Annotated in this window: 20 protein-coding genes and 1 pseudogene; 12 read left to right on the top strand and 9 right to left on the bottom strand. The window is 61.7% G+C overall.

Features of this window, described 5'->3' with window-relative positions; translation table 11 throughout:
• Window positions 1–103: 103 nt before the first annotated feature.
• From G9X67_RS08375 to puuD, 3 genes are all read right to left on the bottom strand, one after another.
• Window positions 104–1,246, bottom strand: a complete 1,143-nt coding sequence (locus G9X67_RS08375) for an alpha-hydroxy acid oxidase (RefSeq protein ID WP_138330314.1) — start codon at window positions 1,244–1,246, stop codon at window positions 104–106.
• Window positions 1,247–1,367: 121 nt separating this feature from the next.
• Complete coding sequence (gene guaD, locus G9X67_RS08370) at window positions 1,368–2,678, bottom strand: guanine deaminase (protein ID WP_138330315.1); 1,311 nt, start codon at window positions 2,676–2,678, stop codon at window positions 1,368–1,370.
• Window positions 2,675–3,913, bottom strand: a complete 1,239-nt coding sequence (gene puuD / locus G9X67_RS08365; protein WP_138330316.1) for a urate hydroxylase PuuD — start codon at window positions 3,911–3,913, stop codon at window positions 2,675–2,677. Before puuD ends, guaD begins: the two co-directional genes overlap by 4 nt.
• A 113-nt stretch (window positions 3,914–4,026) precedes the next feature.
• Between puuD and G9X67_RS08360 the strand changes: the two genes are divergently transcribed.
• Window positions 4,027–4,713, top strand: coding sequence for a Type 1 glutamine amidotransferase-like domain-containing protein (locus tag G9X67_RS08360; RefSeq protein WP_171598471.1), 687 nt, complete (start codon window positions 4,027–4,029; stop codon window positions 4,711–4,713).
• A 163-nt stretch (window positions 4,714–4,876) separates the two neighbouring features.
• Window positions 4,877–5,209 carry a hypothetical protein gene (locus G9X67_RS08355; RefSeq protein WP_138330318.1) on the top strand — a complete coding sequence of 111 codons (333 nt, stop codon included), beginning with the start codon at window positions 4,877–4,879 and terminating at the stop codon, window positions 5,207–5,209.
• A gap of 88 nt (window positions 5,210–5,297) precedes the next feature.
• Here G9X67_RS08355 and gcvA read toward each other — a convergent pair whose 3' ends face one another.
• Window positions 5,298–6,194, bottom strand: a complete 897-nt coding sequence (gene gcvA / locus G9X67_RS08350; RefSeq protein WP_011653043.1) for a transcriptional regulator GcvA — start codon at window positions 6,192–6,194, stop codon at window positions 5,298–5,300.
• A 101-nt stretch (window positions 6,195–6,295) separates the two neighbouring features.
• Here gcvA and G9X67_RS08345 point away from each other — a divergent pair, with 101 nt between their 5' ends.
• Window positions 6,296–6,487 carry a hypothetical protein gene (locus G9X67_RS08345; RefSeq protein WP_012758544.1) on the top strand — a complete coding sequence of 64 codons (192 nt, stop codon included), beginning with the start codon at window positions 6,296–6,298 and terminating at the stop codon, window positions 6,485–6,487.
• Here the strand turns inward: G9X67_RS08345 and xdhC are convergent.
• From xdhC to G9X67_RS08325, 4 genes are all read right to left on the bottom strand, one after another.
• A complete protein-coding gene (gene xdhC / locus G9X67_RS08340; protein ID WP_138330319.1) occupies window positions 6,463–7,278 on the bottom strand; it encodes a xanthine dehydrogenase accessory protein XdhC in 816 nt (271 codons plus the stop codon). The two genes, G9X67_RS08345 and xdhC, sit on opposite strands and share 25 nt — an antisense overlap.
• Before the next feature lie 123 nt (window positions 7,279–7,401).
• Window positions 7,402–9,741 carry a xanthine dehydrogenase molybdopterin binding subunit gene (gene xdhB / locus G9X67_RS08335; RefSeq protein ID WP_171598470.1) on the bottom strand — a complete coding sequence of 780 codons (2,340 nt, stop codon included), beginning with the start codon at window positions 9,739–9,741 and terminating at the stop codon, window positions 7,402–7,404.
• Window positions 9,742–9,922: 181 nt separating this feature from the next.
• Window positions 9,923–11,389, bottom strand: a complete 1,467-nt coding sequence (xdhA, locus tag G9X67_RS08330) for a xanthine dehydrogenase small subunit (protein ID WP_138330321.1) — start codon at window positions 11,387–11,389, stop codon at window positions 9,923–9,925.
• Between the two features lie 27 nt (window positions 11,390–11,416).
• Complete coding sequence (locus tag G9X67_RS08325) at window positions 11,417–12,193, bottom strand: 3-hydroxybutyrate dehydrogenase (RefSeq protein WP_138330322.1); 777 nt, start codon at window positions 12,191–12,193, stop codon at window positions 11,417–11,419.
• Window positions 12,194–12,349: 156 nt separating this feature from the next.
• On the opposite strand from G9X67_RS08325, the gene glpK reads away from it, so the two are divergent.
• From glpK to G9X67_RS34915, 7 genes and pseudogenes are all read left to right on the top strand, one after another.
• Window positions 12,350–13,843 carry a glycerol kinase GlpK gene (glpK, locus tag G9X67_RS08320; protein WP_138330323.1) on the top strand — a complete coding sequence of 498 codons (1,494 nt, stop codon included), beginning with the start codon at window positions 12,350–12,352 and terminating at the stop codon, window positions 13,841–13,843.
• Window positions 13,844–14,017: 174 nt separating this feature from the next.
• Entirely contained in the window at window positions 14,018–14,392 is a 375-nt protein-coding gene (locus tag G9X67_RS08315; protein WP_003561490.1) for a YciI family protein, read from the top strand.
• Window positions 14,389–15,648 (top strand): RNA polymerase sigma factor, encoded by a 1,260-nt coding sequence (locus G9X67_RS08310; RefSeq protein WP_138330324.1) that lies wholly within the window; start codon window positions 14,389–14,391, stop codon window positions 15,646–15,648. The genes G9X67_RS08315 and G9X67_RS08310 overlap by 4 nt, the downstream gene beginning before the upstream one ends.
• 100 nt (window positions 15,649–15,748) lie before the next feature.
• Window positions 15,749–16,216, top strand: a complete 468-nt coding sequence (locus G9X67_RS08305) for an SRPBCC family protein (protein WP_138330325.1) — start codon at window positions 15,749–15,751, stop codon at window positions 16,214–16,216.
• A 254-nt stretch (window positions 16,217–16,470) separates the two neighbouring features.
• Window positions 16,471–17,532 (top strand): LLM class flavin-dependent oxidoreductase, encoded by a 1,062-nt coding sequence (locus tag G9X67_RS08300; RefSeq protein ID WP_138330326.1) that lies wholly within the window; start codon window positions 16,471–16,473, stop codon window positions 17,530–17,532.
• Window positions 17,533–17,791: 259 nt separating this feature from the next.
• Window positions 17,792–18,550, top strand: a complete 759-nt coding sequence (map, locus tag G9X67_RS08295) for a type I methionyl aminopeptidase (RefSeq protein ID WP_138330327.1) — start codon at window positions 17,792–17,794, stop codon at window positions 18,548–18,550.
• A 424-nt stretch (window positions 18,551–18,974) separates the two neighbouring features.
• A pseudogene (locus G9X67_RS34915) lies at window positions 18,975–19,161 on the top strand (IS110 family transposase); the annotation flags it as partial.
• A 97-nt stretch (window positions 19,162–19,258) separates the two neighbouring features.
• On the opposite strand, the gene G9X67_RS08285 reads toward G9X67_RS34915, so the two are convergent.
• On the bottom strand, window positions 19,259–19,834 hold the full coding sequence (locus G9X67_RS08285; RefSeq protein ID WP_138330329.1) for a PadR family transcriptional regulator: 576 nt from the start codon (window positions 19,832–19,834) through the stop codon (window positions 19,259–19,261).
• Between the two features lie 166 nt (window positions 19,835–20,000).
• Here G9X67_RS08285 and G9X67_RS08280 point away from each other — a divergent pair, with 166 nt between their 5' ends.
• Together G9X67_RS08280 and sbmA are read left to right on the top strand one after the other, a co-directional pair.
• Window positions 20,001–21,185, top strand: coding sequence for a YbfB/YjiJ family MFS transporter (locus G9X67_RS08280; protein WP_171598469.1), 1,185 nt, complete (start codon window positions 20,001–20,003; stop codon window positions 21,183–21,185).
• A 124-nt stretch (window positions 21,186–21,309) separates the two neighbouring features.
• Window positions 21,310–22,575, top strand: a complete 1,266-nt coding sequence (sbmA, locus tag G9X67_RS08275) for a peptide antibiotic transporter SbmA (protein ID WP_138330330.1) — start codon at window positions 21,310–21,312, stop codon at window positions 22,573–22,575.
• The last annotated feature ends 77 nt before the right edge of the window (window positions 22,576–22,652 follow it).

Here is a 22,652-nt window from a genome sequence, read left to right as displayed (position 1 = left end):
TAAAAATACAACCTAGCCTTAACGCGCAGTTAGAAGGACTGAGGGCAGCGTCCAGTATCGAGATATTTAGGGAGCCGTTGCTGCGTCCGTCGCTGGCGGCAGGTCACTGCCGCCCGTCGATGATCGATGAATTCACGTCGTTGATGTCGCGTTTGCCGCAGAGCGCCATGGTGATGTCCATCTCCTTGCGGATGATGCCGAGCGCCAGAGATACGCCTTCCTTGCCCATGGCGCCGAGGCCGTAGAGGAAGGGGCGGCCGATATAGGTGCCCTTGGCGCCGAGCGCCACAGCCTTCAGCACGTCCTGGCCGGAGCGGATGCCGCCGTCGAGATGGACCTCGATACGGTCGCCGACGGCGTCGACGATCTTCGGCAGCATGCTGATCGATGAGGGGGCTCCGTCAAGCTGACGCCCGCCATGATTGGAGACGACGATCGCATCGGCGCCGGTGTCGACGGCGGCCTTCGCATCCTCCGGATCGAGTATGCCCTTGATGATCAGCGGGCCGCCCCATTGTTCCTTGATCCAGGCGACATCCGCCCAGGAAAGCCGCGGATCGAACTGCTCATGTGTCCAAGCGGCGAGCGAGGCGATATTGGTTACATTTTTCGCATGGCCAACGATATTGCCGAAGTTGCGGCGCTTGGTCTGCAGCATGTCCAGGCACCAGAAGGGCCGGGTCGCCATCTGCCAGACATGTTTCGGGGTGAATTTCGGCGGCGCCGACAGGCCGTTGCGCAGGTCCTTATGCCGCTGGCCGAGGATCTGCAGATCAGCCGTCAGCACCAGCGCCGAGCATCCGGCCGCCTTAGCGCGGTTGATGAGATTGAGGACAAAATCCTTGTCCCTCATCACGTAGAGCTGGAACCAGAAGGGGCGTGTCGTCGCTGACGCCACGTCCTCGATCGAGCAGATGCTCATCGTCGAAAGCGTGAAGGGAACGCCGAACTCCTCGGCAGCGCGTGCCGCCAGCATCTCGCCGTCGGCATGCTGCATGCCGGTCAGGCCGGTCGGCGCCAGGGCCACGGGCATCGACACTTTTTGGCCGATCATCGTCGTTTCCAGCGTGCGGTTGGTCATGTCGACCATCACCCGCTGGCGCAGCTTGATCTGGCTGAAATCGCTCTCGTTTGCCGCATAGGTCGATTCCGTCCAGGCACCCGAATCCGCATAGTCGAAAAACATCTTCGGCACACGGCGCCGTGCGAGCTTTTTCAAGTCGGCGATGGTGAGCGGAGTGGCCATGAATTGAACCTTCACGTCTGAATACGGCCATCGGCCATAACATGAAATTGGCAGAAGCGTTATGGGAAATTGGCCTTGTCGGACAGCTGTTACGGGGTGATTTCAAGAGCAACGAGATGTGTCATCGTAGCTGCGCTTTCAACGCAACACCGGCCACATAGGTCTCTGCAACAGCTCGGTCGTCGCCCATCGTCTGCAGTAGGAAAAGCTCCTCGGGCAGCGTCTTAACCACTTCCATCTTTAGTGCCATCGCCGATGTCGCCGTCGCATCGAGGACGACGAGATCGGCCTCGGTGCCGGGTTCCAGCGTGCCGATCCGGTCCGCCAGCGACAGGGCCTCGGCATTGCCACGCGTCATCAGGTAATAGCTTTCCAGCGGGTTCAGCCGTTCGCCGAGCAACTGCTGGATCTTGTAGGCCTCGTCCATCGTCCGCAGCATCGAATAGCTGGAACCGCCGCCGATATCGGTCGCTACCCCGATGCGAACAGGCTTTTCCCGCCGCGCCAGCGCCTTCAGCGGAAACAGGCCGGAGCCGAGGAAGAGGTTCGAGGTCGGGCAGTGGACGGCGACGGCACCTGCCTCGCTCATGGCATCGGCTTCGCGCTCGGACAGGTGGATGGCATGGCCGAAGAGGCTTTTCGGCCCGAGCAGGCCGTAGTGGGCGTAGATGTCGGTATAGTCGAGCGCGTCGGGATAAAGCTCGCAGGTGAATTTGATTTCGTCGTGGTTTTCCGAAAGATGCGTCTGGATGTGCATGTCGGGAAATTCACGGGCAAGCGCTGATGTCGCTTCCATCTGCGCCGCTGTCGAGGTGATGGCGAAGCGCGGAGTGATGGCGACGTGGTTGCGGCCCTTGCCGTGCCAGTCCGATATCACCTGGCGGGTCTCGTCATAGCCCATCTCGGGCGTGTCGAGCAGGCCTTGCGGGGCATTGCGGTCCATCATCACCTTGCCGCCGACCATTCGCATGTTGCGCCTCATCGCCTCGGCAAAGAAAGCGTCGGCCGAGGTCTTGTGCACGGAGCAATAGGCGACCGCCGTCGTCGTGCCGTGGCGGATCAACTCGTCGTAGAAATGCGTGGCGATCCTTTCGGCATGCGCGCTTTCGACGAAACGGCATTCCTCGGGAAAGGTATAGGTATTCAGCCATTCGAGCAGGTTGGCGGCGTAGGAGGCAATCACCTGCATCTGCGGAAAATGCAGGTGCATGTCGATGAAGCCCGGCATGATCAGATGCGGGCGGTGGTCGATTTCGGTCGTGTCCGCGGCTGCTTTTGCCTTGACGTCGGCATAGGGGCCGATAGCCGTGATCAGCCCATCTTCGACCAACAGGCCGCCATCCTCTTCGTAAAGGTAGCTTTGGCTGTCAACGAGGCTTAGCGGCGCGCGATGGAAGGAAAGCAGGCGGCCGCGCAGGAGTGTCGTCGTCATTGTTTCTTGCCTTCGACTGCGCTCTCGAACCAGGCGACCAGCAGCTTGCGCTCGTCCGGCGTGATGTCGGTGATGTTGCCGGGCGGCATGGCATGGCTGCGGCCCGCCTGTATATAGATCTCACGGGCATGGGCGGCGATTTCCGCGTCGTTTTCGAGCATCACGCCATTGGGTGGCCGCACGATACCCTCATACACCGGCTCGGCCGCGTGGCACATGGAACAGCGCGTCGAGACCAGTTGTTTGACGGCGGGGAAATGCGGATCGCCGGCGAATTGCTGGAAGGCGGGCGCGACCGCCGCCGCATCCGTTTCGCCCGTCAGCAGCTTCGGCACGGTCGAAAGCCACATGATCAGGATGAAAAGAATGACGGTGACGATCCAGGTCCAGGTCGGCCGGCCCTTCCTGGCATGCGTGGTGTTGAACCAGTGGCGGATGGTGACGCCCATCAGGAAGACCAGAGCCGCAATCACCCAGTTGAACTGCGTACCGAAAGACAGCGGGTAATGGTTCGACAGCATGAAGAAGATGACGGGCAGCGTCAGGTAGTTATTGTGTAGCGAGCGCTGCTTGGCGACCTGCCCATATTTGGGATCGGGAACCCGTCCGGCGATGAGGTCGGCGACGACGATCTTCTGGTTCGGAATGATGATCATGAAGACGTTGGCCGACATGATCGTCGCGGTGAAGGCGCCGAGATGCAGGAAGGCGGCGCGGCCGGTGAAAAGCTGCGTATAGCCCCAGGCCATGAAGACGAGCACGACATAGAGCACCGCCATCAGTCCCCAGGTGTTCCGCCCGAGCGGCGACTTGCAGAGCAGATCGTAGACGACCCAGCCGAGGGCAAGCGATGCCAGCGAGATCAGGATCGCGACGGGCGGGCTGATATCCAGCACATGCCGGTCGATCAGGAAGAGGTCGGCGCCGCCGTAATAGACGATGCACAGCATCAGGAAGCCTGATATCCAGGTGAAATAGCTCTCATATTTGAACCAGGTCAGGTGCTCCGGCATCTGGGCGGGCGCCACCAGATATTTCTGGATATGATAGAAGCCGCCGCCATGGACCTGCCATTCCTCGCCATAGGCGCCGGGCGGCAGATGCGGGCGTTTCACCAGTCCGAGATCGAGCGCGATGAAATAGAAGGACGATCCGATCCAGGCGATCGCGGTAATGACATGGAACCAGCGCGCCGCGAAGGCGAGCCATTCCCATGCTATGGCATATTCATACATCGAGTTCCCCTATCTTCCTCCGACTCGTGACATTGCGGAAATTTTGGCGGGGAGGGAAGAGGAGATTGAAGGACCACACGCTCAATCGCTGACGCGGCCAAAGGAGCAATGGAATGATCACCGCACTCTACAGCGATCAGGTCATCGCCGAAAACGCGCCGATGGACCGCCGGCTTGCCGCGCTCGTCCTCGCGCGCGGAAACCGCATCGGCTACATCGCATCCGGTCCGGACCCGCAGCGGGAGTCTTTCAACGAGAAACGGCGGTATTATCGCAGCTACGGGCTTTCCCTCGATCTCTTCTTCGATCTCGACGTGCTTTCCGGTGACGAAGAGATCGGCCGGCTGTTTTCCTGCGACGCCATCCATCTTTCCGGTGGGCATACCGGCGATTTTCTGAGACGGCTGCGCCGAAACGGCATGCTGGACAAGCTGCGCTCATGGGCATTGGACGACGGCATTCTCGTCGGAACCAGCGCCGGGGCGATTTTGATGACGCCGACCATCGCCGTCGACGCGCTCTTTTCCGGCGGTCCGCCTGATGCGGTGCAGGATGGCGCGGCTCTTGATCTCTTGCCCTTCGAATTCTTCCCGCATCTGAACGACGATCCCGGCTATCTCTCCGCGCTGCTGCGCTACAGCGAGACGACGGCAAGACCCATTCTCGCGTGCCGGGACGGCGAAGGTCTCATCCTCGGCAACGGGTTCGTCGAGATCTTCGGCGCTCCGCTGACGATTTCCGGCGGTTTTGCCGAAGCTGCCGATCGCAGCCGCATCGCCGATCTGCTGTCGCGTGCCTAAAAGCTGCCGAGAAGGCTGTGTATTATCTCTGCCTCATACTTGATCTGCTAATTCAGCAGGCCTTGAACTACGACGACTCGATTACAGTTATTTTGCGGGCCGCCGGAATAAAATAAGAACCGTTAGATCATCGGCGGCGCATTCATCGACGGAGAAGATGCCCATGCGCAGCATTCTGACGTGTGTGATGATTGCGTATGCGTCGTTGGCGACGGCTCACGACGCACCTTCGGGGTGGAGTTATGACCCCTATTGTTGCAACGGCAACAGTCATAATGGCGATTGCCAAATGATCCCTTCGAAAAGCGTGGCGGTGACGCCAGGCGGATATCGTGTGACGCTGATGCCGGGCGACCACCGGCTGGTCACCCATGCTCATGTCTTCCTGCTGCCGATGACGAAGGCGATGCAATCCGGCGACAACGACTATCATCTCTGTCTGTTCCCGAACGAGGACACGCCGCGCTGCTTCTATGCGCCGGAAATGGGATTTTGAAGCCGAGCCAGCGGACCGGACCCGGCTCACGAACCGGGTCCGGCATGTCGTTGTCTGAAATTGGCTGCACATTTTTAGGTGACATGTATCAATTTCCGGCTGCCTTCATCTCTTCGAGGATCCAGTTGCGGAAGGCCTTGATCTTGGGCACGTTGCGACGGTTTTCCGGGTAGACGAGCCAGTAGGCTTTGCCGTCGCTGCGGGTCAGTTCGAAGGGTTGATAGAGCCGGCCGAGCGCGATCTCGGCCGCATAGAAGGCAGGATGAAGGATGGCGACGCCATGGCCGGCGATCGCCGCATCGGCTTCCACCGCCTGAGAGCCGAGCTGGTTGCGCGGACGCCGATCGAGATCCGTCTCCGTAACGCCGGCTGCCTCGAACCATTGTTTCCACCAGATGTCGCCGGCGTCGAAGAGGTCGAAGTTCAGGAGATCGCGTGGCTCCCTGATGCCGCCTGCCGCCTCCGCCAGCTTCGGGCTCAGCATCGGCGTAAACTCCAGTCCCATCAGCCGGTGCAGCGCCAGCCCCGGCCAGTTGCCGTCGCCCCAGCGGATGCCGACATCGATCTGCTCGCGGGCGAAGTCGATGATATCCGAACTCGCCTGAAAGCGCACCGCGATCGCCGGATGCTTCAAGTGGAAGGAGCCAAGGCGCGGCGCCAGCCACTTCGAGGCGAAGGTATGGGTCGAACTGATGGCGAGCGTGCCTTCGACGCTGTCGCGCGCCGTCGCCATCGCGTCGTGCAGCATAGCGAAAGCTTCGGTCACCTTCGGCGCCAGCCGCTCGCCGGTGTCTGTCAGTGCGATCTGGCGGGGACGGCGCAGGAAGAGCGGCTCGCCGACATTCTCCTCCAGCAGCTTGATCTGGTAGCTGACGGCGGTCTGCGTCATGCCGAGCTCATCGCCCGCCTTGGTGAAACTTCCGAGCCGGGCAGCGGCCTCGAAGACGCGCAACGCATTCAGCGGGAATTGTTTGGACAGTTTCATGGATAAGTTCTCTTGATGTAGGCAGACGGTTGTTCGATTGGAATTGCAGCATTTTTGGCCGCAAACTGCAACTCATACCATCAAACCATCGAGGTGATGTCATGGATTGCTATGCTATCGAACAGAGCCCGCCGCAGCCGACCATCGGAATTTTCCGGCGCATCGGCGGCCGGCTGGCGCGGATCTGGCGCATGCCCAGCCTCGATCTCGACACGGCGCCCGATCGCGTCAAGCGCGATCTCGGTTTCCTCGACGGGCGCGATCCCTATTACGAAGACGAGCGCATGCGGTAGGCGCCAAGCGCCGTCAGGATCTCGGCGGAGGTCATGGCGGCGATCACTTCAGGGCGCTTGTCTCTGACCGCCGCGCCGCCGATCGGCAGCGTCAGCCGCTCGAGCCAGGCACGCTCACCGCCGCCTTCACGGGAAAGCCAGCTGGCGAAGGTGGCGCGCTTGGTCGCCGAGCCGATCATGCCGACATAGACGAGATCCGTTCTTTCCAGCGCTTCGCGGGCGATGAGGAAATCCAGCGCGTGGTCGTGCGTCAGGATGACGACCGCGCCGCCAGCCGGAATATCCTTCACCAGCGCTTCGGGCATCGGCATGAGCCGCGTCTTCGTCTCGGGCGGCAGGTTGGCAAGTTCCTCCTGCCGCGTCTCGACGACCGTCACCGACAGCGGCAGCGGCGCAAGGGCCGTTGCCAGCGCCCGGCCGACATGGCCGGCGCCGAAGAGATAGACTTCGGGCAGGCGCTCGATCTCACTGGTCAGCCTGGCCTCGATTTCTTCGGTAACCGCCTGCGTCACCCGGCGAAACCGCAGCTGCGTGCGCCCACCGCAGCACTGACCGATGTCAGGCCCGAGCGGAATATCCATCTCCGCCATCCCGCCGGTTCCCGCCAACATGTCCCGCGCATTCGCGATCGCCATGAATTCGAACTGGCCGCCGCCGATCGTGCCCCACAATGCGGTTTGCGATACCAGCATGAAGGTACCGGCCTCGCGTGGGGTCGAGCCTTGTGTGCCGGTGATGTCGACGAGGATGCTGTCGGGGTGGGCGATGATGAAGCTGGAGAGGTCGGTCATGGGTGGAGGGCCGATGAGCGGGTGGGCGCGGCACCCCCCTCTGTCCGGCAGGACAGAGGGGGGTGCCGCCCACTCCAACCTCTCTGCCGGTGCCGCTCAAGCAACAAATCAGCCGGACGCATCCTACACCCGCTTCATCCGCTCGACCGCCATCAGCACCCGTTCCGGCGTCGCCGGGGCGTCGAGCCTCGGGCAGACCTTGTAGTTGGCCACACTTGCTACCGCCATCGACAAGGCTTCCAGTACCGAGATCGCCAGCATCAAGGGTGGCTCGCCGACGGCCTTGGAGCGGCCGATGGCGGCCTCAGTGTTCTCGGACCATTCGGCGAGGCGCACGTTGAAGATCTTCGGACGGTCGGAAGCGAGCGGGATCTTGTAGGTCGAGGGGGCATGGGTGCGCAGCCGGCCCTTGTCGTCCCACCAGAGTTCTTCCGTCGTCAGCCAGCCTAGTCCCTGCACGAAGGCGCCTTCGACCTGGCCTATATCGATCGCCGGATTCAGCGAGCGGCCGACATCGTGGAGGATGTCGGTGCGGTCGATCAGATATTCGCCCGTCAGCGTGTCGATCGACACCTCGGTGCAGGAGGCGCCGTAGGCGAAATAATAAAAGGGCGTGCCGCGGCCGGCTTTGCGGTCCCAGTGGATCTTCGGCGTCTTGTAGAAGCCGGCGGCGGAAAGCTGGACGCGGGCGAAATATGCCTGCTTGATGAAGTCGGGGAAGGGGATCTCGATCTCGCCAACGCGCACGCGGTTCGGCAGGAAGACGACGTCGGTGGCTCCTACATCCCATTTCTCGGCGGCAAAGGCGACAAGCCGTTCCTTGATCTGGCGAGCGGCGTCGAAGGCGGCCATGCCATTCAAGTCCGAGCCGGAGGAGGCGGCGGTGGCCGAGGTGTTCGGTACCTTGGCCGTCGTCGTCGCAGTGATCTTTACCCTGTCGATATCGACCTGGAAGCTGTCGGCCAGCACCTGCGCCACTTTGGTATAGAGGCCCTGGCCCATTTCAGTGCCGCCATGGTTCAGGTGGATCGAGCCGTCCTGATAGATGTGCACGAGGGCGCCTGCCTGGTTGAAGGCGGTCATGGTGAAGGAGATGCCGAATTTCACCGGCGTCAGCGCGATGCCCTTTCTGATATAGCGGCTGTCGCGGTTGAAGGCGATGATGGCGTTGCGCCGTGCCCGGTATTCGGCCGTTTCCTCCAGCTCCTCGACGATGCGGGCGATGATGTTGTCCTCAACCTCCTGATGGTAGGGGGTGAGTGTGCGCTCCGAACCCGGCTGGCCGTAGAAATTCAGTTTGCGGACATCGAGCGGGTCTTTGCCGACGGCATAGGCGATCTCCTCGATGAAGCGTTCGGCGCCGAGCATGCCCTGCGGCCCGCCGAAACCGCGGAAGGCGGTGTTGGAGACGGTGTGCGTCTTTAGCGGCTTCGAGGTCAGATGCACATGCGGATAGAAATAGCTGGAATCGGCATGGAAGAGGGCACGATCGGTCACCGGCCCAGAGAGGTCGGAGGAGAAACCGCAGCGCGCCGCATAGGTGGCGTCGACCGCATGGATGCGGCCTTCGGCGTCGAAGCCGAGTTCGTAATCGACGAGGAAATCGTGGCGCTTGCCGGTGGCGCTCATATCCTCGTCGCGATCAGGGCGGAATTTGATTGCCCGGCCGAGCTTCTTGGCGGCGATGGCGGCAAGGGCTGCGAACTGATTGCCCTGCGTCTCCTTGCCGCCGAAGCCGCCGCCCATACGGCGCACATTGACGGTCACCGCGTTCGAAGGAATATCGAGCACATGGCCGACAATGTGCTGGATCTCGCTCGGATGCTGCGTCGAGGACCAGACGGTGACCTCGTCATCCTCGCCGGGGATCGCCGTGGCGATATGGCCTTCGAGGTAGAAATGCTCCTGCCCGCCGATGCGCATCTGACCTTTAAGACGCATGGCAGCATTGGTCATTTCCGTGTCCGGCTCGCCGCGCCGCAGCGTCATCGGGGTGATGACGAGCGGGCTGCCATTGGCGAGGGCGCCGTCGATATCGCTCCAATGCGGCAGGTCCCGATAGTCGATCTTTGCCAGTAGCGCGGCGCAGCGGGCGGCATCACGCGTCTCGGCGATGACGGCAAAGATCGGCTGGCCGTGGAACTGAACCAAGGTTTCAGCCAGCAGCGGCTCGTCATGGCTGCCGTTTGAGCTGACGTCGTTGACGCCGGGCACGTCCTTGCCGGTGAAGACCCAGACGACGCCGGGATAGGCGGCGACCGCGGAAAGGTCGATGCTGAGGATTTCGGCATGCGCCCGGTCGGAGAGGCCGAGGGCGCCATGCAGCAGACCTGCGGGTTCGGGAATATCGTCGATATAATCGGCGGTTCCGGTGACATGCTTATGCGCTGAATCATGCCGCAGCGAGCCGTGCATCGGGCCTGCGATGATGGCCTTGCGGTCTTCGAAGGTGGATTTGTCCATTAGATACCTCCTTCGCGAGAACGTGTGGTGCCGTGCGGCCCCCTCATCCGCCCTTCGGGCACCTTCTCCCCGAGGGGAGAAGGGGGAAAAGAGACGGCGCGGCAGTCCCTTCTCCCCAGCGGGGAGAAGGTGGCGGCAGCCGGATGAGGGGGGTGCTTTGCGCTGACAGGTATCATCTTCATCACGCCACCTCCTCAAACCGCTTCAGCTCCGCCGGCGCTCCAACCGTTTCCAGATAGAACCGCGTCAAAAGGTTCTTCGCCGTCAGCTGGCGGTATTCCGCCGTGGCGCGCCAGTCGGTCAGCGGCTGGTAGTCGGCGTCGAATGCGGGGCGGGCTGCGTCGATCGTCGCTTCCGTCCATGGTTTGCCGATCAGCGCCGCCTCCACCGTGCGGGCGCGTTTCGGCGTTGCCGCCATGCCGCCGAAGGCGATGCGGATGTCGGTAACGATTTCGGCCTCGTCGAGCGTCAGGAGGAAGGCGCCGAGCACGGCAGTGATGTCCTCGTCGCGGCGCTTAGTGATCTTGTAGGCGGCAAAGCGGCTCATTGCTGCCGGATAGGGAAGGAAGACGCTCTCGACGAATTCGCCGGGCTTTCGGTCCTGCTTGCCATAGGCGATGAAGAAATCCTCGAGCGGCATTCTGCGCTGGCCTTGCAGGGACCGCATCGTCAGTGTCGCGCCGAGCGCGATCAGCGGTGGCGGGCTGTCGCCGATCGGCGAGCCGTTGGCGATGTTGCCGCCAATCGTGCCCATGTTGCGCACCTGCTCGCCACCGATGCGATCGATCAGCCGCCCGATCGCCGGGATTTTCGTGGAGATCGCCTCGAAGGCCTTGGTGTAGCTGACGCCGGCGCCGATGGTAACGCCGTCCTCGCCTTCCGTGACCGACTGCAATTCGCTGAGGTGGCTGATGAAGACGACCGGGCTTAGCCTGCGCAGCTGCTTCGTCACCCAGAGGCCGACATCGGTCGCGCCGGCGACGATAATTGCGTCGGGTTCCTGCGAGAGGACTTCGGCCAGTGCCTGCATCGAAGCCGGCACGATCAGCCGGTCTTCGCCATTGGCAATCCTGATCGTGCCGCTCGCCTGCATTGCCCAAAGCCGCGCAACGATTTCAGAGCGCGTCCGTTCCAGCGGGTCGAAGAGCGTGCTCGGCCGCATCAGGCTCACCTGCTCGGCGGCCTTGACGATCGGCTCATAGCCCGTGCAGCGACAGAGATTGCCTTGCAGCGCCTTTTCGATTTCCTGGCGGCTCGGCTTTTCCTTGGCGAGCCAGAGACCATAAAGTGACATGACGAAGCCCGGGGTACAGAAGCCGCATTGCGAGCCATGACAATCGACCAATGCCTGCTGCACCGGATGCAGCGCGCCGTCCCTGCCGGCCAGATGCTCGACCGTTACCACATGGGTGGCGTGCAGCGAGCCCATGAAACGGATGCAGGCATTGACGGATTCATAGGCGAGCTTGCCGTCCGCCAGCCGGCCGACGAGCACGGTGCAGGCGCCGCAATCGCCCTCCGCGCATCCCTCCTTGGTGCCCGTCAGGCGTCGCTTCAACCGCAGAAAATCGAGAAGCGTCTCGGTTGGCCTGACATCAGTGAGCGTGATGTCCTCGCCATTCAGGATGAAGCGGATGCTGTCGTTCATGATATTCCCGGTTGTTTTTCCAAATGGTTAAGCCGCCGTCCAGCCACCGTCAATCGAGATATGCGTTCCGGTCACCTGCCGGGCCGCATCGCTGGCAAGGTAGAGCGATAGCGCGCCGATTTCCTCGGCCTTGACGAATTCATGCGTCGGCTGCGCCTTGAGGATGACCTCGCTCTTTACCTGTTCCTCGGTCATGCCGCGGGCCTTGGCGGTATCCGGTATCTGCTTCTCGACGAGCGGTGTCAGCACGTAGCCGGGGCAGATGGCGTTCACGGTCACGCCGAATTCGGCAAGCTCCAGCCCTGCCGTCTTCGTCAGGCCTAATATACCATGTTTTGCCGCGACATAGGCGGATTTGAACGGGGAGGCGACGAGCCCGTGGGCGGAGGCGATGTTGATGATGCGGCCGTACTTTTTCGCCTTCATCAGCGGGATCGCGGCGCGCATGGTATGAAAGGAACTCGACAGATTGATCGCGATGATCTGGTCCCATTTCTCGATCGGGAAATCCTCGATCTTCTCGACGTGCTGGATGCCGGCATTGTTGACCAGGACATCGACGCCGCCGAAGGTCTTGGCTGCGGTTTCGATCAGGTCGGCGATCTCGGCGGGCTTGGTCATGTCGGCCGGATGATAGAGCGCCCGGCCTTTGGACAATGATTCAAGCCGTTCGACGATCACCTTGATTTCATCGGCCTTTCCGAAACCGTTGATGACGATGTTGTCGCCCGTTTCGGCGAAGGCAGTGGCGATCGCAAGGCCGATGCCGCTGGTGGAACCGGTGACGACGACTGTTCTGCTCATGCTGTTCTCCCTGAAATCGCGATGCTGCGTTGCAGCGTTGGCTGCGAAGTTATGCCCAAAGCCGGCGGGCTGGCAATTCCGCTTTATTCGCTTTTCTCGCCCGCATCCGTGTCCTATTGATTTGCTTCGACAATTGACATGCTGAGGGAGGTTTTCATGAGCGGATATGTTCTGGCGATCGATCAGGGAACGACGTCGACGCGGGCGATCGTCTTCGATGGCGACATGCATGTCGCCGGCAAGGGCCAGAAAGAATTTACCCAGATCTATCCGCGCTCCGGCTGGGTCGAGCACGATCCCGAGGAAATCTGGGGTTCGGTCGTCTCCACCGTCCACATGGCGCTGCGCGATGCCGGGATCGAGGCTAGGGATCTTGCAGCACTCGGCATCACCAACCAGCGTGAGACCGTTGTCGTCTGGGAGCGCGAGACGGGCCGTCCGATCCAGAATGCCATCGTCTGGCAGGACCGGCGCACGGCAAGCTATTGCGACAATCTGAAAAGGCAGGATCTTGAGCGGCTGTTCACGAAGAAGACCGGCCTCATCCTCGATCCTTATTTTTCCGGCACCAAGCTCTCCTGGATGCTGGCTAACGTGAAGGGCGCGCGGGCGCGCGCCGCCAGGGGCGATCTCTGCTTCGGCACGATCGATACGTTCCTGATCTGGCGGCTGACGGGTGGCAAAAGCTTTGTCACCGACGCCACCAACGCCTCGCGCACTCTGATGTACAACATCGCCGAGAATGCCTGGGACGAAGACCTGCTCGATATTCTCCGCGTGCCCGCAGCCATGCTGCCCGAGGTCAAGGATTGCGCCGCCGAATTCGGCACTGTCGATTCAGATATCTTCGGTGCTGCCATCCCCATCCTCGGCGTTGCCGGCGACCAGCAGGCAGCGACCATTGGTCAGGCGTGTTTTGCGCCGGGCATGATGAAATCAACCTACGGCACCGGCTGTTTCGCGCTGCTCAATACCGGCGCCGATATGGTGCGGTCCAAAAACCGGCTGTTGACCACCATCGCCTACCGACTGAACGGCGAGACGACCTATGCGCTGGAAGGTTCGATCTTCATCGCCGGCGCCGCGGTGCAATGGCTGCGGGACGGGCTCGGGATCATCGGCAGCGCGGCGGAGACCAACGCCCTTGCCGAAAGCGCCGATCCGACCCAGGAGGTCTATCTCGTGCCCGCCTTCACCGGCCTCGGCGCGCCGCACTGGGATGCCAAGGCGCGCGGCGCGATCTTCGGGTTGACGCGTAACAGCGGTCCCGCCGAACTCTCCCGGGCGGCGCTGGAGGCCGTCTGCTACCAGACCCGCGACCTGCTCGATGCCATGCAGAAGGACTGGAAGAACGGCGCCGACGACACGGTGCTGCGTGTCGACGGCGGCATGGTCGCCTCTAATTGGACGATGCAGCGTCTCGCCGATCTGCTTGATGCCCCGGTCGATCGCCCGGTCATTCTCGAGACGACGGCGCTGGGAGCCGCCTGGCTCGCCGGCAGCCGGGCAGGGGTGTGGCCGGACCGGGACGGTTTTTCGGCGACGTGGAAACGCGATCGGCGGTTTGAGCCCGAGATGGACGAGAAGGTGCGGGCGGCAAAGCTCAAGGGTTGGAAGAATGCGGTCAAGCGGACGCTGAGCGAGGGGTAAGGGGACGGATGGAGCCGCGATATAACTCCGCTCGTTTCTGCGAGATACTCGGCTATTTCTGCAGCCACAGCGTTGCCGTGCTCAAGAAGATCACGAATTTCTCATCAATAATTTTTTGATGCGGCCTGTCGGGTAAGCGGTTACTCCTTCGTCATTCAAAAAGAGGAGTGAGCGATGCTTTATGCAATCCTTTGTTACGCCCATGAGGAAACCGTCTTCGCCTGGACCAAGGAGGAAGAAGCTGCCGTCATGGAGAAACTCTACGCCGTGCAGGAGCCGCTTGCCGCATCCGGCAAACTCGGCCCTGTCGGCCGGCTGATGCCGACCACGGCTGCGACCACGGTGCGCAAGGGCAAGGATGAGCCCTTGGTCATCGATGGGCCTTTTGCGGAAACGAAAGAGGCGCTTCTCGGCTTCTATGTCGTCGACTTTGAAACGCTCGACGAGGCGATCGCCTTCTCGAAGCAGCTTTCATCCGTCAATCCAGGTTCCACCTCTTACGAAATTCGGCCTTTCTACGTCTTCAGGCCGGGAGATGCTTCATCATGACAGACATTGCCTGGATCGACCTCGCGCTTGCATCGGCCCGCCCGAAGGCGCTCGGCGCGCTGCTGCGCTATTTCCGCAATCTCGATACCGCGGAAGAGGCGTTTCAGGAAGCGTGTCTGAGGGCGATCCGGACATGGCCGGAGAAAGGGCCACCACGCGATCCCACAGCCTGGCTCATCTTCGTCGGCCGCAACAGCGGCATTGATGCGGTGCGCAAGCGGGCGAAGATCCAGGCTCTGCCGGATGAGGACGTCATTTCCGATACCGAGGATGCCGAAAGCGATATCGCCGAGCGGCTGGACGATTCCAATTATCGCGACGATATTCTGCGGCTGCTGTTCATCTGCTGCCATCCCGATCTGCCGGCAACCCAGCAGATCGCGCTGGCGCTGCGCATCGTCTCCGGCCTTTCGGTGCCGCAGATCGCGCGTGCCTTCCTGGTTTCCGAAAGCGCCATGGAACAGCGCATCACCCGGGCCAAGGCGCGCGTCGCCAAGGCTGGGGTGCCTTTCGAAACGCCGAGTCCGCAGGAAAGAGCCGAACGGCTCTCGATCGTCAACACCATGATCTACCTGATCTTCAATGAGGGCTACAGCCAGGCCGATCCCAGGCATGAGGCGGCTGCCTTCAGCGACGAAGCGATCCGGCTGGCGCGCTTGATGCTGCATATCTTCCCATCCGAACCGGAGCTGATGGGGCTGCTTGCGCTCATGCTCCTGCAGATCTCGCGCCGGCCGGCGCGCTTCGATGCCGGAGACGAGATCGTGCTGCTCGAAGATCAGGACCGGTCGCTCTGGAACCGGCCGTTCATCAACGAGGCTTTGGCGCTGCTCGACAAGGCGCTGCGCCACCGCAAGCCCGCTCCTTATCAGATTCAGGCAGCCATCGCCGCTGTTCATTCCCGCGCAAAACGCGCCGAGGATACCGACTGGGTGGAGATCGATCTGCTCTATCGCGCGCTGGAGCGTCTCCAGCCATCGCCGGTGATAACGCTCAACCGGGCGGTGGTAGTCTCCAAGCTCCAGGGTGCGCAGGATGCGCTCGACCTCATCGATCCGCTTGGCGAAAAACTCGGCGGCTACTTTTACTATCATGGCCTGCGGGGCGGGCTGCTGAAGCAGCTTGGTCTGACCAGCCAAGCCCGAGAAGCCTTCGACCGCGCCATTGCACTGGCGCATTCGGCGGCTGAGGCCGCCCATATCCGCCGGCAGATCGACAAGATGCAGGAAGAGACCCCGCAGCCGATCGCAAAATAAAATGCGAAAAAGCCGGCGGGCTGTCGGAACGGCGAACTTCGACACGTCCTTGTAACAACCTGACAGGAAACAGGTTTCATTCACATGGAGAGATGTCGACATGACCGCCAGCACGCAGCATGAACTCGTCCTCGTTCGCGAATTCGACGCGCCGCGCGAGAAGATCTACAAAGCATGGACCGATCCCGACCTGCTGAAGCAGTGGTTCGTGCCGCGTCCCTGGGGGGTGGCGGAAGCAACGCTCGACGTCTGCCCCGGCGGTTCCAGTGTCGTCGTCATGCATGACCCCGAGGGCAATCAATACCCGAACCACGGCGTCTATCTCGAGATCGTCGAGAACGAAAAGATCGTCTTCACCGATGCCTATACAAGCGCCTGGGTGCCTTCCGAGAAACCTTTCTTCACGGGCGTCATCCTGCTCGAAGATCTCGGCAACGGCCGGACGAAATATACGGCCAAGGCGCTGCACTGGCGCGCCGAGGACAAGGAGGCGCACGAGAAGATGGGCTTCCACGAAGGATGGGGCAAGGCAGCGGACCAGCTGGCGGAGTTGCTGGCGAAGATGTGAGCGGGGGCGAGGCGGCGCGGCGAGACCGCGTTGTCCTGGCAGTTGAAGCATCGTCTAAGACCGTTCGAAAGATGATTCCGCCGGCGCTTCGAAGTCGTTGAATTCAGATTCGAATTGGTCGCCGATCGATCTTCCAGATTCCCAAAGACATCATGCCGCCCATCGAAATTCTCGAACATTCCGTTCCAGAATTTGTATTTGCGCTCTATCCCCGGCATCCTTATCTCAGCCGAGAATTCAACAGGATGCCGATGATGGAACTGGGGCTTTACACATTCGCCGACGTCAATCCCAACCCCTCCCGCAGCAAGGGCGCGGAAGGGGCGGAGCGGCTGAAGCATCTTATCGAGGAAATCGAGCTTGCCGACCAGGTGGGGCTCGACGTCTTCGGGCTCGGCGAGCATCATCGGCCGGACTATGCAGCGTCTGCTCCGGCGGTCGTGCTGGCGGCGGCTGCCGTCAAGACCAGGAATATCCGGCTGACCAGTGCGGTCACCGTGCTCTCCTCCGATGATCCGGTGCGCGTTTTCCAGCAGTTTTCGACGCTCGATCTGATCTCCAACGGCCGGGCCGAAATCATGGCGGGGCGTGGTTCCTTCATCGAGTCCTTCCCGCTGTTCGGCTACAATCTTGAAGATTACGACCAGCTTTTCGAGGAGAAGCTCGATCTGCTGCTGGCGCTGCGTGACAGCGAGGTTGTGGAGTGGAAGGGTGAGCTTCGCGCGCCGATCAACGGGCGCGGCGTCTATCCCAGGCCGCTGCAGGATCCGCTGCCGCTCTGGGTCGCGGTCGGCGGCACGCCGCAGTCGGTGGCGCGCGCCGGCGCGCTGGGCCTGCCGGTGGCGCTGGCGATCATCGGCGGCGAGCCGCGCCGTTTTGCGCCGCTCTTCGATCTCTACCGCGAGGCGGCGCGCCGGGCAGGGCAGGATCAGGCGAAGCTGAAGACCAGCATCAACGTCCATGGCTTCATCGCCGATACAACGGAGGCGGCGGCCAACCAGTTCTACGGGCCTCAAGCCGAGGTGATGAACCGCATCGGCCGTGAGCGCGGCTGGGGACCGACGAACCGGGCGCATTTCGACATGTCGCGCGGACCGAACGGCGCGCTCTTCGTCGGTGATCCCGAGGCGGTCGCCGAAAAGATCATCGCCCATCATGCTCTCTTCAAGAACGACCGCTTCCTGCTGCAGATGGCCATCGGCCTGATGCCGCATGCCGAGATCATGCGCGGCATCGAACTTTACGGCACGAAAGTCGCGCCGATCGTCAGAAAGGCGTTGACTGATAGCAGCGAAGAGGCGAAAGCCACGGCTTGACGAGCGCATAACGCCGAAAATCGGAATCGATGTTCTGAACTGAGTATGCGCAGATTCGAAGTGACAGAGCGTCCCTAGGGCTTCCTGTTGGAGGCGCGGCGCTCTAGAACAGGATGATTTTAGACCGGGTCGGCCTAAAATTTGAATCCTGGTCTAAATTGAATAGTTAGAGCATGATGTCGTCCGAAAACCGCTCACACTTTTCGGCATCATGCTCCAGGGCGGCCGCTGCCGCCCTGCGCAAGGCCGGAACAGACGAATGGTTATCGCAAACGACGACGAACTGACCAAGCTCAAGGAAATCGGCCGCATCTGCGCCAACGCCATTCAGGTGATGGCGGCGGCGATGGAGCCTGGCATGACGACGCTGGAGCTCGACCAGATTGGCCGCAAGGTGCTCGAGGATTCGGGCGCGCGTTCGGCGCCAGAATTCTGCTACCAGTTTCCCGGTGCCACCTGCATCAGTATCAACGAGGAAATCGCCCACGGCATTCCCGGCCCGCGCGTCATCCGCGCCGGCGATCTCATCAATATCGACGTCTCGGCGGAAAAGGACGGCTTCTTCGCCGATACCGGCGCCTCCTTCACGATGCCGCCGGTCAAGCCGAAGATCGAGCGGCTCTGCCGCGACGGCAAGCGGGCGCTTTGGATCGGGCTCAACCAGGTCAAATCGGGCGAGCCGCTGGCAAAGATCGGCACAGCCGTCGGCGCCTTTGCGCAGAAGAACCGCTATACGCTGGTCGCCAATCTGGCGAGCCATGGCGTCGGCCGCTCGCTGCATGAGGAGCCGGCCGAGCTCTCGACCTGGCCGGACCCTTCGGAAAAACGGATGATGACGGAAGGTCTCGTCTTCACGGTCGAGCCGTTTCTCTCGCTCGGCGCGACATGGGCCGAAGGCGGCGACGATGCCTGGACGCTCTATGCCGATCCGAAGGCGCCGACCGTGCAATATGAACACACGGTGGTCGCGACGCGTAACGGGCCGGTGATTTTGACCTTGCCGGATGAGCGGGGGTAAGGCTTTCTCGGCTGAGCCGGCGCGCCCGCCTCGTCCTTCGAGGCCCCTGCGGGGCACCTCAGGATGAGGCTCTCTTGGATGTCGGCGCGGCATCCTCCAACATCTCTATTGGGAGCACGGCATTCTCCAACGTCCCTCATCCTTGTACGTTGCCGTTGCTGTATAAAGGGGCTGCGCGGCGGAGATGCGTGTCATCCTTGGGTCTTGAACTCGTGCCTCAGCAAGCATCTCCGTCGCCATGTCTTCGCTCGAACGGTTGGTTGGGCTTCGAGCCCGCGTTGCAAGGAGGAGCAGTCATGCATATCCAGCAATCTTTCATGGTCGGTATCGATGTCTCGAAGGCCCATCTCGACGTGGCCGTCGAGGGCAAACGCGCCGTTGTCCGCTTCGACAACGATGCGCCAGGCTGTGCCGCACTCACTGCGGCACATGGCGTGGACAACGCCATATCGCCGGCGGCCGCGCCACCGTCAGATGCGCCCTCTATGCGCGACGCGGGCAAACCGCCCAAGGTCGCCATCGTCGCCGCTATGCGAAAGCTCATCATCATGATCAACACTATTCTTAAAAGACGAACCCCATGGAACCAGCCCCAACAACACGGTTGCTGAGGCGCCCAGCCCATAGGGCGGAGCCTCGAAGGACGCACCGCCGCGCTGCTCCTGACATCCATCGGACGCTGAAGCACCCGCTGCGCGGCCTTCATCTTCAGCCCCGTGTTCCCGGCCTGCCGCCTTGCAGGATTTCGGTGGCGGCGCGTTCGAGGATGCTGGCGATGCGGGCGGCTTCGGGTTTCGACCAGGGATAGCGCATCCTGAGCGCCGAGCGCAGCAGCATGCGGGCGGCGCGGATATCGCCGCCGTCCTGCATGAAGTCGCCGTCATCGCCTTCGTCGGCGCCGTGACGGTCGGTTTCGAAGACACGCTTCACATGGGCCATCTTCTCGCCGATGCGTTCCAGCTTGGCGAACGTTTGTAGGATCATGGGGCGGTTTTCTTCGACGCGGCCGCGGCCGGCCTCGGTGATGCGGTAGAGCTTCTTGGCGCCCTCGGCCTCCACCTCGGCAAGGCCGGTTTCCTCGAGATAGGTGAGTGCGGGATAGATGACGCCGGGGCTCGGTACATAGAAGCCGCCGGAACGCTCCTCCAGCAGCTTTATCAATTCATAACCGTGGCGCGGCTGCTCATCGAGTAAAGCCAGGATGACGAGCTGGAGATCGCCTGCTGCGAATTTGCGGCCCATGCGGAAATCTCCGCCGAACATGCCGCCTTTAAAACCTCTCATGATTTTTCTTTTCATCGTTAGATGTATCGTTGGCTATGTCGTAAAACATATATCGTAAGATATGCCCTTTCAAGTGCAGTCGAGAATTTTTGAAGTTTCGGGAAATTGATCGATCGATCAGAATTACTTGATTGTGATGCCGGTGCTGCGGCGCGATAAGCGCTGCATGCTCGTGCGCACCGGTCACTCCCCGCCGAATCTTGTCTCCACCGCCGCTGCCGGCGCCGTTGCCATGGCCGCCGCTATGGGCTTCGGGCGCTTCTCCTACACGCCGATCCTGCCCGGGATGATGAGCGGCGTGCCACTTTCGGCAGCGGATGCAGGCTTCATCGCGTCGGCCAATTTCGTCGGTTATCTCGTCGGCGCCGTGCTTGCCGCCTATGGCTGGGCGGCGGGGCGGGAGCGGCTGGTGGCACTGTTGTCGCTGCTGGCAACTGCGATCCTGCTTGCCGCCATGGCTACTACCGATTCTGTCGCCGTCTTTGCCATCATTCGCTTCCTGGCTGGTGTCGCCAGCGCCTTGGCGATGGTCTTCACCTCGTCGATCGTGCTCAGCCACGGGGCTGCCGCCGGCAACGATCATGTGCAGGCGGCGCATTTCGGCGGGCCGGGGGCGGGCATCGCCCTGTCCTCGGTCATGGTGTTTCTGATCGGCCTCGGCTTTCACGACGGGCCGGGCGGCTGGCGCGCCGACTGGATCGGCGGGGCGCTTTATTGCGCGGCAAGCCTCGTCGTCGTTTTCCTGCTGCTGCCGTCGGCGCCGGCGCAATCGGCGCAGTCGGGCAAGGAGCCGGCGCTCATCTGGAACCGGCCGATGGTGTTGCTGACTTTGTCCTACGGCCTGTTCGGCTTCGGCTATGTCATCACCGCGACCTTCCTCGTCACCATCGCGCGCCTTTCTGCAACCGGGCCCTTCGTCGAATTCCTCTGCTGGTTCATCGCCGGCCTGACGGCTGCGGTGGCGCTGTTTGCCTGGAAGCCGCTGGTCAAGCCGCTCGGGCTGGGCGGCGTGTATGTCGCAGCCCTTCTGGTCGAGGCCGCCGGCGTGCTTGCGACCGTGGCGCTGCCGCCTTCCGTTGCACCGCTGATCGGCGGCGCGCTGTTCGGGGCGACCTTCCTGGCAATCACCGCCTACGGGCTGCAGATCGGCCGCAAGCTTTCGCCTGAGAGCCCGCGGCGGATCCTGGCGATGATGACGGCTGCCTTCGGTGTCGGCCAGATCGTCGGGCCTGTCGTTGCCGGCTGGATCGCCGAGCGCAGCGGCAACTTCACCGTCCCGACGGTGATCGCCGCCGTGGCACTCGTCGCCTGCGCGGCGCTGATGATGCCGGTGATCAAGAAAATCGCCTAACCGGTTACAACTGCGTAACAATGGGCTGAACCCGTTGCTCCTTCCTTCGAACTGCCTTAGTTTCCGGCACAATCAGTGTTGACGACACTCCCGAGACTCACAGTTCAGGAAAGCAAAGCTCCCCGTGTTTCATTCCTTCTTTCCGCAGCCAAAGGCGTTCTTCACTTCGCTCGTTGTCTGGACGCTGATTTCCATTGCAGGCTGGTATCTCTTCGCCGCCAGTCTCGGAGCATCTCTCGGCTACGCGTCGGTTCCCGAAGAACAGCAGCCGATTGATCTCTCGTTCTTCCTGCTCCCCGAAAATCTCTGGTTCTACAGCTATTTCCTGCTGTCGGCGGCGATCTTTTGCGCCGCGTGGCATCTGATAGCGCGGAACCACCCCTGGAAACGGTGGTCGATCTGGGGTTCGGCCCTGATTATCTTCGTGACCTATTTCGGCGTCCAGATCAGTGTTGTGATCAACAATTGGCGCCGGCCGTTCGGCGATCTTCTAGTGAATGCGATGGCGAAGAAACCTGGTATCACCGTCGACAATTTCTACGACCTGATGTGGATCTTCTGCCAGATCGCATTCCTCAGCATGTTCGTGTCGATCATGACCGACTTCTTCACCAGCCACTACATCTTCCGCTGGCGCACGGCGATGAACAATTTCTACATGTCGAAGTGGGAAAAGCTGCGTCACATCGAAGGCGCCTCGCAGCGCGTTCAGGAAGATACGATGCGCTTTTCGAGCACGCTCGAAGGTCTTGGCATCAGCCTCATCAACTCGGTGATGACGCTCGTGGTGTTCCTTCCGATCCTTCTGGCGCTATCACATTACGTGACGGAACTGCCGTTCATCGGGCCGGTGGCGAATTCGCTCTTCTGGCTGGCGCTGTTCTGGTCGGCGTTCGGCACGCTTCTGCTGGCGGTCGCCGGCGTCAAGCTGCCGGGGCTGAATTTCCGCAACCAGCGTGTCGAGGCGGCCTATCGCAAGGAGCTCGTCTATGGCGAGGACCATGCGGACCGAGCCGAGCCGCTGACAGTCAGGGAGCTCTTCGACAACGTCCGCCGCAATTATTACCGCATGTATTTCCACTACATGTATTTCAACGTCGCCCGCTATTTCTATATCCAGGCCGACGCGCTCTTCGTGGTCTTCATGCTGGTGCCGACGATCGTGGCGGGCACGATCACCTACGGTATCTTCCAGCAGATCTCGACCGCCTTCGGCCAGGTCAGCAACTCGTTCCAGTATCTCGTCAACTCCTGGACAACGATCATCGAACTGCTCTCGATCCACAAACGCCTCAAGGCCTTCGAGGCGGCAATCGATGACGAACCGCTGCCGGAGATTGACCAGCGTTACCTGGAGCGTGAGGCGGGCGCGGTGCATGCCGACGGCTGATGAGTGGGGGATTTCGAGCGATCGAAAAGTCGGCGCGTGCGGCCCCCTCATCCGCCTGCCGGCACCTTCTCCCCGAG

It is taken from the genome of Rhizobium sp. WYCCWR 11152 (assembly GCF_013087615.1).
GTDB lineage: Bacteria > Pseudomonadota > Alphaproteobacteria > Rhizobiales > Rhizobiaceae > Rhizobium > Rhizobium indicum.
Note: the sequence above shows the minus strand (reverse complement) of the source record. Positions and strands in the feature narration are given on the sequence as shown.

Coding starts and splice junctions, on each gene's coding strand:
- xdhC (WP_138330319.1), bottom strand. CDS start 7,278: ATGACCGACCTCTCCAGCTTCATCATCGCCCACCCCGACAGCATCCTC.
- G9X67_RS08315 (WP_003561490.1), top strand. CDS start 14,018: ATGCTTTATGCAATCCTTTGTTACGCCCATGAGGAAACCGTCTTCGCC.
- puuD (WP_138330316.1), bottom strand. CDS start 3,913: ATGTATGAATATGCCATAGCATGGGAATGGCTCGCCTTCGCGGCGCGC.
- G9X67_RS08345 (WP_012758544.1), top strand. CDS start 6,296: ATGGATTGCTATGCTATCGAACAGAGCCCGCCGCAGCCGACCATCGGA.
- G9X67_RS08360 (WP_171598471.1), top strand. CDS start 4,027: ATGATCACCGCACTCTACAGCGATCAGGTCATCGCCGAAAACGCGCCG.
- glpK (WP_138330323.1), top strand. CDS start 12,350: ATGAGCGGATATGTTCTGGCGATCGATCAGGGAACGACGTCGACGCGG.
- G9X67_RS08305 (WP_138330325.1), top strand. CDS start 15,749: ATGACCGCCAGCACGCAGCATGAACTCGTCCTCGTTCGCGAATTCGAC.
- G9X67_RS08280 (WP_171598469.1), top strand. CDS start 20,001: ATGCTCGTGCGCACCGGTCACTCCCCGCCGAATCTTGTCTCCACCGCC.
- G9X67_RS08355 (WP_138330318.1), top strand. CDS start 4,877: ATGCGCAGCATTCTGACGTGTGTGATGATTGCGTATGCGTCGTTGGCG.
- xdhB (WP_171598470.1), bottom strand. CDS start 9,741: ATGGACAAATCCACCTTCGAAGACCGCAAGGCCATCATCGCAGGCCCG.
- xdhA (WP_138330321.1), bottom strand. CDS start 11,389: ATGAACGACAGCATCCGCTTCATCCTGAATGGCGAGGACATCACGCTC.
- guaD (WP_138330315.1), bottom strand. CDS start 2,678: ATGACGACGACACTCCTGCGCGGCCGCCTGCTTTCCTTCCATCGCGCG.
- G9X67_RS08300 (WP_138330326.1), top strand. CDS start 16,471: ATGGAACTGGGGCTTTACACATTCGCCGACGTCAATCCCAACCCCTCC.
- G9X67_RS08325 (WP_138330322.1), bottom strand. CDS start 12,193: ATGAGCAGAACAGTCGTCGTCACCGGTTCCACCAGCGGCATCGGCCTT.
- gcvA (WP_011653043.1), bottom strand. CDS start 6,194: ATGAAACTGTCCAAACAATTCCCGCTGAATGCGTTGCGCGTCTTCGAG.
- map (WP_138330327.1), top strand. CDS start 17,792: ATGGTTATCGCAAACGACGACGAACTGACCAAGCTCAAGGAAATCGGC.
- G9X67_RS08375 (WP_138330314.1), bottom strand. CDS start 1,246: ATGGCCACTCCGCTCACCATCGCCGACTTGAAAAAGCTCGCACGGCGC.
- G9X67_RS08285 (WP_138330329.1), bottom strand. CDS start 19,834: ATGAGAGGTTTTAAAGGCGGCATGTTCGGCGGAGATTTCCGCATGGGC.
- G9X67_RS08310 (WP_138330324.1), top strand. CDS start 14,389: ATGACAGACATTGCCTGGATCGACCTCGCGCTTGCATCGGCCCGCCCG.